This window comes from Aeromonas sp. 75A (genome assembly GCF_051919425.1).
GTDB classification, from domain to species: Bacteria; Pseudomonadota; Gammaproteobacteria; order Enterobacterales; family Aeromonadaceae; genus Aeromonas; species Aeromonas veronii.
Genome location: NZ_JBQBES010000002.1, coordinates 3,188,838 through 3,205,684, shown reverse-complemented (window position 1 = coordinate 3,205,684; position 16,847 = coordinate 3,188,838). Strand labels below are relative to the sequence as shown.

Genomic DNA, 16,847 nt, shown 5'->3' with positions numbered 1-16,847 from the left:
ATGGGTTTTAAATGCGGTATCGTGGGCCTGCCCAATGTAGGCAAATCCACCCTGTTCAACGCGCTGACCAAGGCCGGTATCGAAGCCGCCAACTTCCCGTTCTGCACCATCGAGCCGAACACCGGTGTGGTCCCGATGCCGGATCCCCGCCTCGATCAGCTGGCTGCCATCATCAATCCGCAGCGCGTTGTGCCGACCACCATGGAATTCGTCGACATCGCCGGTCTGGTTGCCGGTGCCTCCAAGGGTGAAGGTCTGGGTAACCAGTTCCTGGCCAACATCCGTGAAACCGAAGCGATCGGCCACGTAGTGCGCTGCTTCGACGACGAGAACATCATTCACGTTGCCGGCAAGGTCTCCCCGGCTGACGACATCGAAGTGATCAACACCGAGCTGGCCCTGTCGGATCTGGACGCCTGCGAGCGCGCCATTCACCGTCAGTCCAAGCGCGCCAAAGGCGGCGACAAGGATGCCAAGCTGGAAGTCGAAACCCTGGAGAAGATCAAGGTCGCGCTGGAAAACGGCCAGATGATCCGCGGCATGAAGCTGGATAAAGAAGAGCTGGCCGCCGTGAGCCACCTCAACTTCCTGACCCTGAAACCCACCATGTATATCGCCAACGTGGCGGAAGATGGCTTCGAGAACAATCCCTATCTGGACAAGGTGCGTGAAATTGCCGCCGCCGAGAACGCTGTCGTGGTCGTGGTCTGCTGCGCCATCGAAGCCGACATCGCTGAGCTGGACGATGAAGATCGCGCCGAGTTCATGGCTGACCTTGGCATCGAAGAGCCGGGCCTGAACCGCGTTATCCGCTCCGGCTACCAGCTGCTCAACCTGCAGACCTACTTCACCGCCGGAGTGAAAGAGGTACGCGCCTGGACTATTCCGGTCGGTGCCACTGCCCCGCAAGCGGCAGGCAAGATCCACACTGACTTTGAAAAAGGCTTTATTCGCGCCCAAACCATCGCCTTTGAAGACTTTATCAACTACAAGGGTGAGCAAGGCGCCAAGGAAGCGGGCAAGATGCGCGCTGAAGGGAAAGATTACATCGTCAAAGATGGCGATATCATGAACTTCCTGTTCAACGTCTAATCCCATGACAGGCCAGCATTTGCTGGCCTGTTTTTTTATCTGCCATTGCCCGGGCAATCATGGCGATGTCTTAAAAAAAAGCAGATTGTTGGGCTTTTGCGCAACAGAGACCAATAACTGGTCAAACGCACTCAAATTGCGTTTTTCTGGCAAAAAAAGGGTTGACGCCCCAGAGCCAGATACGCATAATTCGGCCCGCACGGTGACGAGGTAACGACTCACCGGAAGCAAGGTTGGCTATGTAGCTCAGTTGGTTAGAGCATCGCACTCATAATGCGGGGGTCACAGGTTCGAATCCCGTCATAGCCACCATCTCTAGTTGGGGTATCGCCAAGCGGTAAGGCAGCGGGTTTTGATCTCGCCATCCCTAGGTTCGAATCCTAGTACCCCAGCCATTTTTAAAAGTTCTTTGCCAGTCTCATGACTGTTGAGGAGCGCTGTTGGGGTATCGCCAAGCGGTAAGGCAGCGGGTTTTGATCTCGCCATCCCTAGGTTCGAATCCTAGTACCCCAGCCATTTTTGAAAGGTGTTTGATAGTTTCTGTCAGGCATCACTGTTGGGGTATCGCCAAGCGGTAAGGCAGCGGGTTTTGATCTCGCCATCCCTAGGTTCGAATCCTAGTACCCCAGCCATTTTTCTGTTCTCTTCCACATCAGTGGTAGATAACAAACGGCTATGTAGCTCAGTTGGTTAGAGCATCGCACTCATAATGCGGGGGTCACAGGTTCGAATCCCGTCATAGCCACCATTATTTCTGTTGGGGTATCGCCAAGCGGTAAGGCAGCGGGTTTTGATCTCGCCATCCCTAGGTTCGAATCCTAGTACCCCAGCCATTTTTCTGTTCTCTTCCACATCAGTGGTAGATAACAAACGGCTATGTAGCTCAGTTGGTTAGAGCATCGCACTCATAATGCGGGGGTCACAGGTTCGAATCCCGTCATAGCCACCATTAATATTGCGGAAGTGGCGAAATTGGTAGACGCACCAGATTTAGGTTCTGGCGCCCTAGGCGTGAGAGTTCGAGTCTCTCCTTCCGCACCATTAATAGCAGTACCAAACAGACCAGTTCACGCTGGTTTTTTTGTATCTGAAATTTGCCTCTCCCCAGTTTTTCTCTCGCTCCTCTATTAACCCAGCTCCACGTATATTCCCGTTCACGTCACTCTTCACTGATTCCGAGCACGCCTTGCCACTCTTGTCTCCCGGCCATAAAAAAGCGGCCCGCAGGCCGCTGGTGCACACATTCATCATCCCGGTTATCAGAACGGGAAGAACCAGGGGATCGCTACCACGCTCACCGCCATCACCAACAGGGTGAATGGCACCCCGATACGGATAAAATCGGCAAACTTGTAGTTACCCGGCCCCAGTACCAGGGTATTCACCGGTGACGAGACCGGCGTCATAAAAGCGGCCGAGGCGGCGATGGCAATGGTCATGGCAAACGGATAGGGTGATACCCCCATCTGTTGCGCCGTGCCCAGCGCAATGGGTGCCATCAGCACAGCAGTCGCGGTGTTGGAGATAAAGAGCCCGATCACCGCGCAGAGGGCAAACAGGCTGGCCAGCATGACCCGCGGCCCCATCTCCCCTACCGCATTGATCAGACCACCGACGATCAGATCCACCCCGCCGGTTTTTTGCAGCGCCAGCGCAAAGGGGAGCATGCCGACGATGAGGATCAGGGTCGGCCAGTGGATCGACTTGTAGGCACTCTCCATATCGATGCAGCGAAACTTGCCCATCAGCAGACAGGCGATCAGCGCGGCAATCACGTTGGGCACCGGATCGGTCACCATCAGCAGGATCATCACTCCAAGACAGAAGAGGGCATGGATCGCCTGGCTGCGGGCGGGGGCCATCTCGTCCACTTCAGCGGGCAACCCCATCAGCAGAAAGTCGCGGCTATGGGTCTGCAACTGTCTGATGTGGCTCCAGTTTCCTACCACCAGCAGTGTATCCCCCATCTGCAGCGGCTCGTCCACCAGCTTGCCTGCCAGCGCTTCACCGTCGCGGCGCAGCCCCACCACGCTCAGGCCATAGCTGGAGCGGAAGGTCACCTCACGCACGCTTTTACCCAGCAGCTTGGACTCGGGGATCAGCGACACCTCGGCCATCCCCACCTCCCGCGCCTGATCGGAGAAGTACTCCCCGCGCAGGATCATGGGTTCGAGCCGCGCCTCGCTGCAAAACGCCCGCACATCCACCTCGGGGTCTGACATGTCGATCAGCAGCACATCCTTGGCCTGGAACTCACTGATCCCCGACACCGGCACCATCACCCGGCGAAACTTGCGCCAGCGCTCCACCCCGATGACGTGGGCACCATAACGGGCACGCAGTTGCAGCTCATCCAGGGTATGGCCAATCAGCGGGGAGTCCGGCCGCAGCGCCAGACGACGGGCCCGACCGGCCAATCGGTAGTCTCGGATCAGATCGCGCAGGGTGCGGCGCCCGGTCGGCTTGCCCTTGCCCTCTTCCCCTTCACCCATCAAGGAGCCGCGCACCAGCAGCATGTAGAGGATGCCCAGCCCCAGGATCAGCACGCCCATGGGGGTGAAATCGAAGAACCCGAAACCATGTATGCCGTGGCGCATCAGCTCGCTGTTGACCACCATGTTGGGGGGCGTCGCCACCAGCGTCATCATGCCGCTGATCAGCCCGGCAAAACCGAGGGGCATCATCAGGCGACCGGCCGGGATCCCCATCCGGTTCGCCACGCTCAGCACCACCGGGATAAAGATGGCCACCACTCCGGTGCTGCTCATCACCGCCCCCAGACTCGCCACCGCTACCATCAGCAACACCAACAGCTTGGTCTCGCTGCTGCCCGCCACCTTCACCAGCGCATCCCCCACCTGATAGGCGATGCCGGTGCGCACCAGCCCCTCCCCGACCACGAACAGGGCGGCAATCAGAATGACGTTGGGATCGCTAAAGCCCGCCAGCGCCTCCGACAGGGTGAGGGTGCCGCTCAGCACAAACAAGATGACCACGCCCAGGGCGACCACGTCCATGCGCACCTTGTTGGTCATGAAGAGATAGATGGCGCCAGCCAGCAGACAGAGCACCCAGACAAGCTCGGAATTCAATGCAACCTCCTTTTATCACGTGATTCTCCTCCCGGAGAGTGGACTCTATCAGACCACAGCCACGGCGCTATCATCTTGCTACATATCAATAAAGTCCGGCCAGCGGGGGCACCATAACCCATCACTGCTGGAATAACCGGGCAGCAGCGGCGATTTCTTTGATATGGGCCAAGTACGGGGCGGACAAAAGTCCTGCCCCTCCTCCCCCTCACCCCTTAGAATGGCGCCCTCGCATACTAACCCTCATGCCCAAGGATCAGAAAATGAGCATATTCGAGCTGTTCAGCATCAATAACACGCTAGTGACCATACCGCTGGGTGGCGGCTATGCCATGTCATGGATTGAAGCCATCGGCACCCTGTTCGGGCTGGCCTGTATCTGGTTCGCCAGTCAGGAGAAGACCATCAACTACCTGTTCGGTCTGATCAACGTCAGCCTGTTTGCCATCATCTTCTTCCAGATCCAGCTCTACGGACTGTTGATGCTGCAGCTGTTCTTCTTCTGCGCCAACGTCTACGGCTGGTACGCCTGGACCCGCCCGGCCAACGATCAGGGGGATACCCTGCAGATCCGCTGGCTCAGCAGATCCAAACTGATGGTGACCGCCGCCGTGAGCGTGCTGGCCATCGCTCTGCTGACCCGCTATATCGACCCGGTCTTCGCCACCCTGGCACGCACCTCGGTCTCCCTGCTCAACCTGTTTGGTGCCAACCTTGCTACCCCCGAGCCATCCCCCGATGCCTTCCCGTTCTGGGATGCCAGCATGACGGTGCTCTCGGTCGTCGCCCAGATCCTGATGACCCGCAAATACGTGGAGAACTGGATCCTCTGGGTCGTCATCAACATCATCAGCATCGGTGTCTATGCGGCGCAGGGCGTCTACGCCATGTCGCTGGAGTACCTGATCCTGCTGTTTATCGCCGCCAACGGCACTCGCCTCTGGGTGATTGCCGCCAAGCGCCAGCCACAAGGTCTGTAAGCCATGAGTCTGTTACCCCATCTCCAGTGCCACCCCGACCAGATTGCCGAGCGGGTGGTGCTGTGCGGCGACCCGGCTCGGGTCGATCGCATCGCCAGCCAGCTCGAACAGTGTGAAGTGCTGGGGCAAAACCGGGAGTTTCGCCTCATCAACGGCCGCTATCAGGGGCTGCCCATCACGGTTTGCAGCACCGGCATCGGCGGCGCCTCGGCCATCATAGCGCTGGAGGAGCTGGTGCAAGCCGGTGCCCACTCGCTCATTCGGGTCGGCTCCGCCGGTGCCCTGCAGCACGACATCGGCCTTGGCGACCTTATCGTGGTGGAAGGCGCTGTGCGCAATGAGGGGGCCTCACAGGCCTATCTGCCCGCCGAGTACCCTGCCTGCGCCGATATCTGGCTGCAAGCGGCCCTGCTCAACCATGTGGCCACTGGCAGCCAGCCTCATTGGCACGGGCTGGTGCGCTCCCACGACAGCTTCTATCGGGATGACGAGCAGGAGGTGTGCCGCTACTGGCATGCCCGTGGCGTACTGGGTGCTGACATGGAGACCGCCTCCCTGCTGACCGTGGGGCGCCTGCGCAAGGTGCGGGTTGCCGCCGTGCTCTGCAACGTGGTGCTGTTCGAGCAGGATGTGCAGGATGGGGTCAATGAGTACGTCAACGCCGAGCAGGCCATGATGAACGGCGAGCGAAACGCCATCGCCGCCGCCCTCCACGCCCTGGTGCAATAACCCGCAAACCGTTAATCACGGCACATTCGACAGGAGGCGGGCTGGTATCCGGCCCGCACTCTTGCTAGCCTCATGGCCCTCGTCATCCGGTGCGACAGGTACGTCATGCAGCAACAGCCCTACCCCCTCGGCCGTTTTCACGCCGAACTCAAGCAGCTTGAACCCCGCTTTGCCGCGGCGCTCGACACCTGCACCCTGTTTCTGCGCCGTTACCTGCCGGGCGAATCGATCATGCGGCAGGGAGAGCAGAGCGAGCAGCTCTATCTGGTCGAACGTGGCCGGGTATCCCTCAACAGTACGGTGCACTCTGGCCGTCGCTTCCAGCTTGGCGAGATTGAGTGTCACAGCCAGATCTTCGGCGAGATGGAGTTCTTCAGCGCCACCCCGGTGCAGTGGAACGTGGTGGCCGAGACCGAGCTGGACGCCCGGGTCATCTGCGCCCACAAGCTGGCCCAGCGGCTGCTGGCAGAACCTGAGTTGACCCTCTTTTTCGCCGCCGCACTTGCCAGCGACTATCTCGATACCCTGGAGATCACCACCAGCCGGCTGCTCCACCCCATTGCCTACAACATCGCCTATGAGCTGTGGCGAGAACGCCAGCGCACCCCCATGCTGGGGTCACGCAAGCGGGCCCATGAGGCGGCGCGCTTCGGCACCACCGAGCGGGTCTACCGCCGCGCCCTCAAGGAGCTGGTCGAACAGGGCATAGTTGCCGACGGCAGCAATGGCCCCGTTATCGCCGATCTGGCCAGGCTGCGCGCCTATCTCGATCTTTGATTTCCATTCACCTCATTTCGATTCACCCTGTCAGGAGAGTGCCATGTCTACCCATCCCTATCCCGAATTCACCTTCTTCAGCCGCTTCGTTGCCGATATTCAGGCGGGCCGCAAGACCATCACCATCCGCGACGAAAGCGAGGCCAACTGGCAACCCGGCCAGCGGCTGGCGCTGTTCACCAACCCGGAGCACCAGCCCTTTGGCACCATAGAGGTACTCTCGGTCAAGGCGGTCGCCTTCGATGAACTGAACGACGAGCACGCCCGTCAGGAGAACATGACCCTCCCCGAGCTCAAACAGGTGATCCGCGACATCTACCCCGATCTGCCGCCGCTCTATGTGATTGAATTCCAGCTGATTGAAGCCTGATTTTGTGATCTGCCTCAGCTAACACCGGTTGCGCTCTTTGGCTAAAAGCGCAAAATAACTGTTTTTATATACAGTCATTGGTGCGCTATGGATACACAACTTGAACTGGCCATTGCGGCCATGGTGGCAGAATTCATTGCCGCAGGCCGCCCCAAGGCGAGCAACCTGAGCTGGCAGGAGCGGCGTGAAGGCTATCTTGCTTCTGCCATATTGGGTGGTGAACGGGAGGAGGTTGGCGCTGTCGAAGAGTGGCAAAACTGCCATTATTCCGTTCGCCTCTATCAGCCAGCGCCAACCTCAAGCGCAAGCCGTCCGGCCCTGATCTACTTTCATGGCGGCTGTTTTGTCAGCGGCGAGTTCGACACCCACGACCGCCAGATGCGCATGCTGTGTAATCGCGCCGAAGCACTGGTGTTCGCGGTACATACCCGCCTTGCCCCTGAACACACCTATCCTGCAGCACACGACGACGCACTGGCTGCTACGCTCGCCATCATGGCCGATGTGGAGAAATGGCATGGGGATCCGGCACGGATTGTCCTTGCGGGCGACAGTGCCGGTGGGCACCTCGCCCTGATCACCACCTTGCGACTCAAGGAGCGAGGCGCCCCCTTGCCTGCAGCCCAACTGCTCATCTATCCGATGCTCGATGCTGCTGGCGACAGTGACAGCTATCGGCAGCTAGGGGATGACTACCTCATCACCCGCGACATGCTGTTAAGCGGTTTTCACGCCTATCTGGGGGAGCAGCCCTTCACTCACCCCGAAGCCAGCCCGCTCCACCATCCCGCCCTGTCAGGATTGCCGCCGACCCATATCGTAACGGCGGAATATGATCCGCTGCGCGATGAGGGGGAAGCCCTCTATCGCAAACTGCTGCAAGCCGGTGTCACGGCTACCTGTCAGCGGCAACTGGGTGTTATACACGGCTTCTTCCAACTGGCCGGAGTCAGCCCCGCGGCGCGTCAGCTCATTGAACAGCTCTCACTGCTTATTAGGAGACTCTGATTTGGCCTTTGCCGAGCGATGTGTTAATAGTGTCCTCTTTTGAATCAGGGAGGTGACCCGAGTGTTTGAGATAGCGAGTCTGAAAGAGGGGATGATGCACGGGGTCGAGCTGTTCCAGCTGCTGCTGGAGATCATCTCCATCGCCTGTGTGGTCATTGGCCTTGGCAAGACCCTCTGGCTGGCGGCAAGAGTGCGGGATCACCAGCCTGGCTTTCCGCGCATTCGCCTCTGTTTCGGCAGTTGGCTCATCTTGGCGCTGGAGTTCCAGCTGGCCGCCGACATCCTGGCCACCACGGTCGCGCCGAGCAAGGAGGAGCTGATCCGCCTTGCCATCATCGCGGTGATCCGCACCTTCCTGAACTACTTCCTCGGCAAGGAGCTGGAAGCACAAGCGGAGCGCCAACAAGAGAAGGCAGAACGCCAGCAGGAGCAGCGCAGCGAACAGGCCAAGGCTGCTCAATAGCCTGTATTCCTGCAGAGTATCAGTGCTAAGTGCCGTGTCATCCCGACCACAGCCGTGGCTTGGGATGGCACCTTTGTGACCCTTTCCGCACTTTTGGCAATCAGCTAACAATGGAACCCTTTTCAAGGTTTTCTCTGCCCTGTCGAGTAGCAGCTCATCTGCGTAAGATAGAAAATATCCTCCCCCAACCGGCCACGCTGATGAACCCGCAACCCATCCACACGCCCGATATCGACCTCGATAGCTGCGTCATCTACCAGATCTACCCCATGAGTTTTCAGGACAGCGATGGTGACGGCATGGGCGATATCAACGGCATCCGTCAGCGCCTCGACTATCTGGCCACCCTCGGGGTCGATATGCTCTGGCTCACCCCCATCTATCGCTCCCCCAAACGGGACAACGGCTATGACGTGGCGGACTACCGTGCCATCGACCCCGCCTTCGGCACCCTGACCGAGATGGAGCAGCTGATAGCCGAAGCGGCCGCTCACGGCATCGGCATCATGATGGATATCGTCGCCAACCACACCTCCACCGAGCACGAGTGGTTTATGAAGGCACTGGCTGGCGATCCCCGTTATCAGGGTTATTACGTATTCCGGGATCAAGCCTTTGTCGATGCTCACCCCATTACCTCGATTTTTGGCGGCAGCGGCTGGCAGTATGTGCCAGCGCTTGATCGCTACTACCTGCACAACTTTGATGCGAGTCAGGCCGATCTGGACTGGGACAACCCGGCGGTGCGGGCCGAAATGGCGGCGGTGATCAACTTCTGGCTGGGCAAAGGGATCGAGGGGTTTCGCTTCGATGTGATCGATATGGTGAGCAAAGAGTGGGACCGACTGGCCATGAGCAACGGCCCGCACCTGCACGACTATATCCGCGAGCTCAATGCCGCGAGCTTCGGCGGCAAGGGGATCATTACGGTGGGGGAGACCTGGGGAGCCGATCTCGCCCATATGCAGAACTATTCGAACCACGATGGCAGCGAGTTCAGCATGGTGTTCAACTTCGAGCATCTGGGGCTGGGCAGTGACAAGTGGTCATCCCGCTTTGATCCCCTCGCCTTCAAGCGAGCCATGACCCGCCACCAGCAAGGGCTACACGGGCGTGGCTGGAACAGCCTGTTTCTGAATAACCACGACTTGCCTCGCGCCGTCTCCCGCTTTGGCGATGACAGGCCAGAGTGGCGGGAAACCAGCGCCAGGCTGTGGGCCATGGTGCTGCACATGATGCAGGGCACTCCCTTCATCTATCAGGGGGAGGAGCTCGCCATGACCAACCGTCACTGGCAGCCGGGCGAGCTGCGCGATGTGGAGGCCATCAACTACCGCGCCAGCCACTCAGGGCTGGATCCTGCCGAGCTGAGTCGGCGGCTCGATGCCATCGGCCGCGACAACGCCCGCACCCCGATGCAGTGGGACGCCGGCCCCCACGCCGGTTTCAGCGCCACCACACCCTGGATTGCCCTCAATGCCAATCACATCGAGATTAATGCCGCCGAGCAGTTGGCCCGCCCCGACTCGCCGTTTCACTGCTATCGCCAGCTTATCGCCCTGCGCAAGGCCCACCCGGTCGTCCGCCACGGCAATTTCGAGCTGCTGGATGGGGATGATCCCGAGCGCATCAGCTATCGCCGCCACTGGCAGGATCCGGCTAGCGGAGAGCGGCACACCCTGCTGCTGCTCGCCAATCTCACTGCGAACCCCTTGCCGATGCCCCACTTCGACAAGGTGACAGACAAGATGCGGTTGCTGCTGGCCAATTACCCAGGCGAACCACTGCCACTCTTCGCCCCTTATCAGTGCGCCATCTGGCTGCAAGTGGAGCAGGGTTAACCCCGTGTTGACGGGCCATACCAATGGCCCGTCAGCCACCTCCCGTCGGCTGTCAGCAGAAAATCACGCACCCACGCAGCGGGATTAAATTAACCACTATTACTGACTTATTAATTGATTATTTATCCCGTTTGATACGCTCTTATTGCCCCTCTTACTATGCCTGCGACCTATCCATTGCCGATGCAACTATCGGCCTTCAAACTGGCATAGCAAAGTGGAAAACAGATGATCACCACAGACGGGAATAACGCAGTCGCCTCGGTGGCGTACCGCACCAGCGAAGTCATCGCCATCTACCCCATAACCCCCAGCTCGGCCATGGCTGAACAGTCGTCGGCCTGGTCGAGCGAGCGGGGCAAGAACCTGTGGGGGGATGTGCCCCGGGTTGTCGAGATGCAGTCGGAAGGGGGCGCCATCGCCGCCGTCCACGGCGCCCTGCAGACCGGCGCGCTGGCGACCTCGTTTACCTCATCGCAGGGGTTGCTGCTGATGATCCCCAACCTCTACAAGCTGGCGGGTCAGCTTATCCCCTTTGTGCTGCATGTGGCGGCGCGCACCGTGGCGACCCACGCGCTATCTATCTTTGGCGATCATTCTGACGTGATGGCGGTACGCCAGACCGGCTGCGCCATGCTCTGTGCCAGCAATGTGCAGGAGGCGCAGGACTTTGCCCTGATCTCCCAGATAGCGAGCCTCAACAGCCGCCTCCCCTTTATCCACTTCTTCGACGGCTTTCGTACCTCTCACGAGATCGCCAAGATAGCGCCGCTCGCTGACGACACCCTGCGTGCCCTGCTGCCCGCAGATGCCATCCGTGCCCATCGTGACCGGGCGCTCACCCCCGACAAACCGGTCATTCGCGGCACTGCCGCCAACCCGGACACCTACTTCCAGTGCCGGGAAGCGAGCAACCCCTGGTATGACGCTGCCTATGGCCATGTGAGCGAGGCGATGCAAGCTTTTGGCAAGCAGACCGGCCGCCACTACCGGCCGTTTGAATATGTCGGCCACCCGCAGGCGGAGCGGATTGTGGTGCTGATGGGCTCAGCCATCGGCACCTGTGAAGAGGTGATCGAGCGCCTGCTGGCCCAAGGGGAGAAGGTAGGTCTGGTGAAAGTGCGGCTGTTCCGCCCCTTCTCGGCCGATCACCTGTTGGCCGCGATTCCCGAGAGTGCCCGCTCCATCGCCGTACTGGATCGCACCAAGGAGCCGGGCGCACAGGCCGAGCCCCTCTATCTCGACGTGATGACGGCGCTGGCCGAAGCGGTCAGCCGGGGCGAGCGGGCAAGCCTGCCACGGGTCATCGGCGGTCGATACGGCCTCTCTTCCAAGGAGTTTGGCCCCGCCTGCGCGCTGGCGGTGTTTGCCGAACTGGCGCAAGAGAACCCGCGTCCGCGCTTTACCGTCGGCATCTTCGATGACATCACAGGTCTCTCGCTACCGCTGCCCGCGCTGGATTCACAAAGCCTCATTCACGGCCAGCAACACAAGCTGGAGGCGCTCTTTTACGGTCTTGGCAGCGATGGCACCGTCTCGGCGGCCAAGAACAGCATCAAGATCCTCGGCAACCACACCGACCTCTATCCGCAGGGCTATTTCGTCTACGACTCCAAGAAGGCGGGCGGCCTCACCGTCTCTCACCTGCGAGTGGGCGAGCGGCCGCTGCAATCGGCCTATCTGGTGGAAGAGGCAGACTTTATCGGCTGCCATCAGTGGCAGTTTGTCGACAAGTACCGGATGGCGGAGCGCTTGAAAGCAGGCGGCATCTTCCTGCTCAACACCCCCTACAGCGAAGCGGATATCTGGCAGCGCCTCCCCAGCGAGGTGCAGCATGCCCTGCGCGAGAAAGAGGCGCGCTTCTACATCATCAATGCCGCCAAGATTGCCCGCGACTGCCAGCTCGGCAATCGCATCAATACCGTGATGCAGATGGCCTTCTTCCAGCTCAGCGCCATCATTCCCCCCGAGGAGGCTACCAGCCTGCTGAAACAAGCCATCGCCACCAGCTATGGCAGCAAGGGGCAGACGCTGGTTGAGCGCAACTGGATGGCACTGGAGGCAACCTGCGCCGCTCTGACCCGAGTGCCTCTGGGTGAGCTGGATCCCGCCTGCCGCCCCCGCCCGCCGGTGATCTCGGCCAAGGCCCCCGATTTTGTCCAGACCGTCACCGCCGCCATGCTGGCGGGGCTGGGTGACAGCCTGCCGGTCTCCGCCTTCCCGCCGGATGGCACCTGGCCGGTTGGCACCACCCGCTGGGAGAAGCGCAACATCGCCAAGGAGATCCCCATCTGGGAGGCGGAGCTCTGTACCCAGTGCAACTACTGCGTCGCCGCCTGTCCCCACTCGGCCATTCGCGCCAAGGTGGTGGAACCGGATGCACTGGCCGCTGCTCCCGCCACTCTGGATGCGCTGGATGTGAAATCCCGTGACATGCGCGGCCAGCAGTATGTGCTGCAGGTGGCGCCGGAGGATTGCACCGGCTGCAATCTCTGCGTCGAGGTGTGCCCGGCCAAGGATCGCAGCAACCCGGATCGCAAGGCGATCAATATGGCTTCACGCCTCGATCACCTCGACGAGCAGAAGGCCAACTACGACTTCTTCCTCGACCTGCCAGAGCGCAGCGCCGAGCAGCTGGAACGCATCGACATCCGCACCTCCCAGCTCATCTCGCCGCTGTTTGAATACTCGGGCGCCTGCTCCGGCTGTGGCGAGACTCCCTACATCAAGCTGCTGACCCAGCTCTATGGCGATCGGCTGCTGATTGCCAACGCCACCGGCTGCTCGTCCATTTATGGCGGCAACCTGCCTACCACCCCCTACACCACCAACGCCGACGGGCGCGGGCCAGCCTGGGCCAACTCGCTGTTTGAAGACAACGCCGAGTTCGGACTGGGCTTCCGTCTTACCGTCGATCAGCACAGGGAGCGGGTGCGCCGTCTGCTGGCGAGCCTGGGCGACACTATACCGGTAGCGCTGCGCGAGGCGTTCGGCGATGCCACCCTGCCGGTTTCCGAACAGCGGGCCCATATCCAGCAGTTGCGAGCGCTGCTGCAGGAGAGCCAGATCCCGGCAGCCCAAGAGCTGGCTCGCGATGCGGACTATCTGGTGGAGAAGTCGGTCTGGCTCATCGGTGGTGACGGCTGGGCCTACGACATCGGCTTTGGCGGGCTCGACCATGTGCTGAGTCTGGGGGAGAACATCAATGTGCTGGTGCTCGACACCCAGTGCTACTCCAACACCGGCGGCCAGCAGTCGAAGGCAACCCCGCTTGGTGCCATTACCAAGTTTGGCGAGCAGGGCAAACGCAAGGCACGCAAGGATCTCGGGGCCAGCGTGATGATGTATGGCCACGTCTATGTGGCGCAGATCTCCCTCGGCGCCCAGATGAACCAGACGGTGAAGGCGATTCAGGAGGCGGAAGCCTATCCGGGGCCGTCGCTCATCATCGCCTACAGCCCCTGCGAGGAGCATGGCTACGACATGGCCGAGAGCCATGAGCAGATGAAACAGCTGACCGCCACCGGCTTCTGGCCGCTCTACCGCTTCGACCCGCGCCGCGCTAACGAGGGCAAACTGCCGCTGGCGCTCGACTCACGGGCACCCAATGCCTCGCTGGCCGAGACCTTGCGCCACGAGCCCCGCTTCCAGCGGCTGGAACGCCAGCTGCCGGAGGTGGCCAGCCAGCTCTATCAAGAGGCAGAGCAGGAGGCCAACCGCCGGTTCGCCTGGCTGAGCCAGCTGGCAGGCAAGGAGAGTCCGGCGCAGGAGTAAGCCGTGCATGGCTTGATGGCAACAGCCACGCTATTCGCCAAATAACAATCAGGGCTCCCCGCGGGGAGCCCTGATGCTAGCTATGGTGAGCCAATGTCGGCGCAGGCCAAATCAGGCGCTGATGGAGGCCAGCTCATGGCGCTTCAACGCCAGCAATGTGATAAGCAGCGCCAGCGTGGCGATCAATGCCATGCCGATATAGGTCGCGCTGAAGCCCGGGGCCAGCAGATCGGGGGCAAGTCGGCTCAGATCGCCACCGCTGCCGGCTGGCAGGCGGAAATGAAACAGCATGGAGCAGATAGCCACGCCGACGGCACCGCCAAGCTCCCGCCCGAAGTTGAACAGCGACATGCCGATGCCGCGATCCTGCCGTGGCAGGGCATTTTGCACCACCACCGAGAGGGCGGGCAGCACCAGACCCAGACCAATACCGGCAAACCCGAGGGCCAGCTTGACCCAGGCATCGAAGTGGATCTGCCACAGCGCCACTGCCGCGAGGCCAAAGCCCACCGCGACAAAGCTCTTGTAGTGACCGGTACGGCCAATCAGCTTGCCACCGACAAAAGCGCCAGCGGTGATGCAGATCATGAAGATGACCATGATGGCACCGCTCTCGCTGGCACTCATCCCCTTCTGCCACTGCATCTGCAACGGCAGATATACCAGCACGGCAAACATCAGCAGCTGGGAGAGCATCACCAGCAGCACGCTCACCAGATAGCCGGGCAGCAGGGCCAGATGGGCAGGCAATATGGGATCGTGAGCCCGTCGCTCAATCAGAATGAGCAGCAGCAATGCAACGCCCAGCGCCGCCGAAAGCCAGACTGCGGGCAACGCCGCCTCCGGCGAGAGCAGCAACAGGGTGAGCGTGGTGACGGTAATCAGCAGACCAGCCCCCTTCCAGTCGAAGCGACTGTGACGACGCACGTTGAGCTGCTTGAGGTTGCGGTTGATGAGAAAGACCGCCAGTGCCCCGAGCGGCAGATTGATCCAGAAGATCCAGCGCCAGCTGAGTTGCTCGGTGAAATAGCCGCCGAGCAAGGGGCCGGCGATGCTGGAGACCGCATAGACCGCCGAAATGTAGCCCTGATACTTGCCCACCTCCCGCGGCGGAATGGTGTCGGCAATCACGGTAAACGCGAGGGCAATCAGACCGCCGCCCCCCAGCCCTTGCAGCACCCGCGCTGCCAGCAGGGTCTGCAGATCCTGGGAGAGGGCGCAGGCCACCGAGCCCGCCAGAAACAGGCCGATGCCGATATTGAGCATCCGCACCCGGCCAAAGAGATCGCTCAGCTTGCCGTAGAGGGGCAGCACGGCGGTGGCCGCCAGCAGGTAGGCGGTGACCACCCAGGTGAGGGCGGCCCCAGCGTGCAGCTCGGCGCCAATCATGGGCAGCGGGGTGGTGACTATGCTCTTTTCCAGTGAACCGAGCGCGATCACCAGCGCCACACTGGAGAAAATGGTTTTGGGGGATATTTTCGAGGTCATAAGCGGACTCGCTGATCTGATATGCCAAAGTATCCGGCAATGAACGGATTATTGTCTCACAAATCAGCAAGAGATAGAAAAAACGGCGGCCACAATCTGCCCAAACATGAGGCCGATCCCACAAAACGCCGACCGTTTCTGCTAGCCTGCCCTATTTGATTCAAGGAGCCCCCATGAGCGAGCGTGAGCAGTACGGGTTTGATCACTACGATGCCCTGATTTTCGATATGGATGGCACTTTGGTAGATTCCATGCCCCTCCATCTGGATGCCTGGGAGCTCACCTGCGCCGAGTTCGGCATCCCCTTCGAGCGGGATCAGCTCTATCAGTACGGCGGCATTCCCACCCGCAAGATCATCGCCATGCTGGCCGAGCAGCAGGGGCTGACGGTGGATGTCGAGGCCTTTACCCGTCGCAAGATTGCCCTCTATATGGAACATATCGACAAGGTCAGCGTCTTTCCCAAGATGTGGGAGCTGGTCAGGCACTATCACGGCAAGGTGAAGATGGGGATTGGCACCGGCTCACCGCGCAGTCAGGCGGACTCCATCCTGAAAAACTCTGGGCTCGATGCCTATATCTCGGTGGTGGTCAGTGCCGATGATGTCACCAACCACAAACCGCATCCCGACACCTTCTTGCAGGTGGCCGAACTGCTCGGCGCCAATCCAGCCAACTGTCTGGTGTTTGAAGATACCCGGATCGGGCTTGAGGCAGGCAAGGCGGCAGGGATGGATACCGTGCTGGTTATCGAAGGTGACCTGCACCAGCGCTAAACGACTCAGGGGCAAGCAGTCAAACCGATAAAATGGTGTCATGACAGTGGCACCATTTTTTGTTTACGTGAGCTTGGCGGCAGCGTCAGTGCCCGGACAGAGTTGCGATCACCGCCGGAATAGCGGCGACCGTCAGACAAAGGGCGTTGGCCTGCGCCTCATCCTGTAGTGCCTGATGAGTGCGAAGCAGCTCAAGAGCTTCGGCCGGGGTATCTGCAAAGGTGGGGGCGGCGATGGCGGCAAATCCCTGTTCGACCAGTTGACGACGCTCATCGCTATAGCTGGGCGCATTGGCATCTAGATAGGTAAGCGCCTGACCTTGCTTGAAAAAGTGATAGTTAGGCATCGATTGGCCCCGCAAAAATAAAGCGCCATTCTACTCCTTTTTGCTCCGCCACCAGCGTCAATCTGTGTCGTCTCAAGTGATCTCGTTCACATTTTTATCAACAAATTTTCA

The 16,847-nt window shown here is 60.3% G+C and carries 13 protein-coding genes and 8 tRNA genes; 18 read left to right on the top strand and 3 right to left on the bottom strand.

Translation table 11 applies throughout. The features are described 5' to 3' along the window. The 9 genes from ychF to ACTG2T_RS14990 all read left to right on the top strand — a co-directional run bounded on the left by ychF (position 1) and on the right by ACTG2T_RS14990 (position 2,133). Positions 1 to 1,092, top strand: coding sequence for a redox-regulated ATPase YchF (gene ychF / locus ACTG2T_RS15030; protein WP_005334961.1), 1,092 nt, complete (start codon positions 1 to 3; stop codon positions 1,090 to 1,092). A gap of 235 nt (positions 1,093 to 1,327) precedes the next feature. Next, a tRNA-Met gene (locus ACTG2T_RS15025) sits at positions 1,328 to 1,404 on the top strand. 8 nt (positions 1,405 to 1,412) lie between these two features. Further along, positions 1,413 to 1,487, top strand: a tRNA-Gln gene (locus ACTG2T_RS15020). Between the two features lie 46 nt (positions 1,488 to 1,533). Continuing rightward, positions 1,534 to 1,608 (top strand) — tRNA-Gln (locus ACTG2T_RS15015). Positions 1,609 to 1,649: 41 nt separating this feature from the next. Further along, positions 1,650 to 1,724, top strand: a tRNA-Gln gene (locus tag ACTG2T_RS15010). A gap of 39 nt (positions 1,725 to 1,763) precedes the next feature. After that, a tRNA-Met gene (locus tag ACTG2T_RS15005) sits at positions 1,764 to 1,840 on the top strand. 10 nt (positions 1,841 to 1,850) lie between these two features. Next, positions 1,851 to 1,925: transfer RNA gene (locus ACTG2T_RS15000), tRNA-Gln, on the top strand. A gap of 39 nt (positions 1,926 to 1,964) precedes the next feature. Then, positions 1,965 to 2,041, top strand: a tRNA-Met gene (locus ACTG2T_RS14995). Positions 2,042 to 2,049: 8 nt separating this feature from the next. After that, positions 2,050 to 2,133 (top strand) — tRNA-Leu (locus tag ACTG2T_RS14990). A gap of 218 nt (positions 2,134 to 2,351) precedes the next feature. Here the strand turns inward: ACTG2T_RS14990 and ACTG2T_RS14985 are convergent. Next, complete coding sequence (locus tag ACTG2T_RS14985) at positions 2,352 to 4,184, bottom strand: SLC13 family permease (RefSeq protein ID WP_330125216.1); 1,833 nt, start codon at positions 4,182 to 4,184, stop codon at positions 2,352 to 2,354. A gap of 263 nt (positions 4,185 to 4,447) precedes the next feature. Between ACTG2T_RS14985 and pnuC the strand changes: the two genes are divergently transcribed. From pnuC to nifJ, 8 genes are all read left to right on the top strand, one after another. Then, on the top strand, positions 4,448 to 5,164 hold the full coding sequence (gene pnuC / locus ACTG2T_RS14980) for a nicotinamide riboside transporter PnuC (protein ID WP_100645328.1): 717 nt from the start codon (positions 4,448 to 4,450) through the stop codon (positions 5,162 to 5,164). Between the two features lie 3 nt (positions 5,165 to 5,167). Next, positions 5,168 to 5,893, top strand: coding sequence for a nucleoside phosphorylase (locus ACTG2T_RS14975; protein ID WP_330125217.1), 726 nt, complete (start codon positions 5,168 to 5,170; stop codon positions 5,891 to 5,893). A gap of 105 nt (positions 5,894 to 5,998) precedes the next feature. Continuing rightward, positions 5,999 to 6,670 (top strand): Crp/Fnr family transcriptional regulator, encoded by a 672-nt coding sequence (locus ACTG2T_RS14970; RefSeq protein ID WP_330125218.1) that lies wholly within the window; start codon positions 5,999 to 6,001, stop codon positions 6,668 to 6,670. Positions 6,671 to 6,713: 43 nt separating this feature from the next. Further along, positions 6,714 to 7,040 (top strand): N(4)-acetylcytidine aminohydrolase, encoded by a 327-nt coding sequence (gene yqfB, locus ACTG2T_RS14965; protein ID WP_330125219.1) that lies wholly within the window; start codon positions 6,714 to 6,716, stop codon positions 7,038 to 7,040. Between the two features lie 87 nt (positions 7,041 to 7,127). Continuing rightward, complete coding sequence (locus tag ACTG2T_RS14960) at positions 7,128 to 8,048, top strand: alpha/beta hydrolase (RefSeq protein ID WP_330125220.1); 921 nt, start codon at positions 7,128 to 7,130, stop codon at positions 8,046 to 8,048. Between the two features lie 61 nt (positions 8,049 to 8,109). After that, positions 8,110 to 8,511, top strand: coding sequence for a DUF1622 domain-containing protein (locus tag ACTG2T_RS14955; protein ID WP_047437940.1), 402 nt, complete (start codon positions 8,110 to 8,112; stop codon positions 8,509 to 8,511). Positions 8,512 to 8,711: 200 nt separating this feature from the next. After that, entirely contained in the window at positions 8,712 to 10,352 is a 1,641-nt protein-coding gene (locus ACTG2T_RS14950; RefSeq protein ID WP_330125221.1) for an alpha-glucosidase, read from the top strand. Between the two features lie 228 nt (positions 10,353 to 10,580). Next, entirely contained in the window at positions 10,581 to 14,126 is a 3,546-nt protein-coding gene (gene nifJ, locus ACTG2T_RS14945; protein ID WP_330125222.1) for a pyruvate:ferredoxin (flavodoxin) oxidoreductase, read from the top strand. A gap of 111 nt (positions 14,127 to 14,237) precedes the next feature. Here the strand turns inward: nifJ and ACTG2T_RS14940 are convergent, their stop codons facing one another. Then, positions 14,238 to 15,614 (bottom strand): MDR family MFS transporter, encoded by a 1,377-nt coding sequence (locus tag ACTG2T_RS14940; RefSeq protein ID WP_330125223.1) that lies wholly within the window; start codon positions 15,612 to 15,614, stop codon positions 14,238 to 14,240. A gap of 173 nt (positions 15,615 to 15,787) precedes the next feature. Between ACTG2T_RS14940 and ACTG2T_RS14935 the strand changes: the two genes are divergently transcribed. Continuing rightward, complete coding sequence (locus ACTG2T_RS14935) at positions 15,788 to 16,390, top strand: HAD family hydrolase (RefSeq protein WP_139398798.1); 603 nt, start codon at positions 15,788 to 15,790, stop codon at positions 16,388 to 16,390. Between the two features lie 85 nt (positions 16,391 to 16,475). On the opposite strand, the gene ACTG2T_RS14930 is transcribed toward ACTG2T_RS14935, so the two are convergent. Continuing rightward, on the bottom strand, positions 16,476 to 16,736 hold the full coding sequence (locus tag ACTG2T_RS14930; RefSeq protein ID WP_058055652.1) for a hypothetical protein: 261 nt from the start codon (positions 16,734 to 16,736) through the stop codon (positions 16,476 to 16,478). Between the last annotated feature and the right edge of the window lie 111 nt (positions 16,737 to 16,847).

Bases quoted from the DNA above. Each gene is read 5' to 3' on its own strand.
- ychF (WP_005334961.1), top strand. From the start codon at position 1: ATGGGTTTTAAATGCGGTATCGTGGGCCTGCCCAATGTAGGCAAATCC.
- pnuC (WP_100645328.1), top strand. From the start codon at position 4,448: ATGAGCATATTCGAGCTGTTCAGCATCAATAACACGCTAGTGACCATA.
- ACTG2T_RS14975 (WP_330125217.1), top strand. From the start codon at position 5,168: ATGAGTCTGTTACCCCATCTCCAGTGCCACCCCGACCAGATTGCCGAG.
- ACTG2T_RS14970 (WP_330125218.1), top strand. From the start codon at position 5,999: ATGCAGCAACAGCCCTACCCCCTCGGCCGTTTTCACGCCGAACTCAAG.
- yqfB (WP_330125219.1), top strand. From the start codon at position 6,714: ATGTCTACCCATCCCTATCCCGAATTCACCTTCTTCAGCCGCTTCGTT.
- ACTG2T_RS14960 (WP_330125220.1), top strand. From the start codon at position 7,128: ATGGATACACAACTTGAACTGGCCATTGCGGCCATGGTGGCAGAATTC.
- ACTG2T_RS14950 (WP_330125221.1), top strand. From the start codon at position 8,712: ATGAACCCGCAACCCATCCACACGCCCGATATCGACCTCGATAGCTGC.
- nifJ (WP_330125222.1), top strand. From the start codon at position 10,581: ATGATCACCACAGACGGGAATAACGCAGTCGCCTCGGTGGCGTACCGC.
- ACTG2T_RS14940 (WP_330125223.1), bottom strand. From the start codon at position 15,614: ATGACCTCGAAAATATCCCCCAAAACCATTTTCTCCAGTGTGGCGCTG.
- ACTG2T_RS14935 (WP_139398798.1), top strand. From the start codon at position 15,788: ATGAGCGAGCGTGAGCAGTACGGGTTTGATCACTACGATGCCCTGATT.
- ACTG2T_RS14930 (WP_058055652.1), bottom strand. From the start codon at position 16,736: ATGCCTAACTATCACTTTTTCAAGCAAGGTCAGGCGCTTACCTATCTA.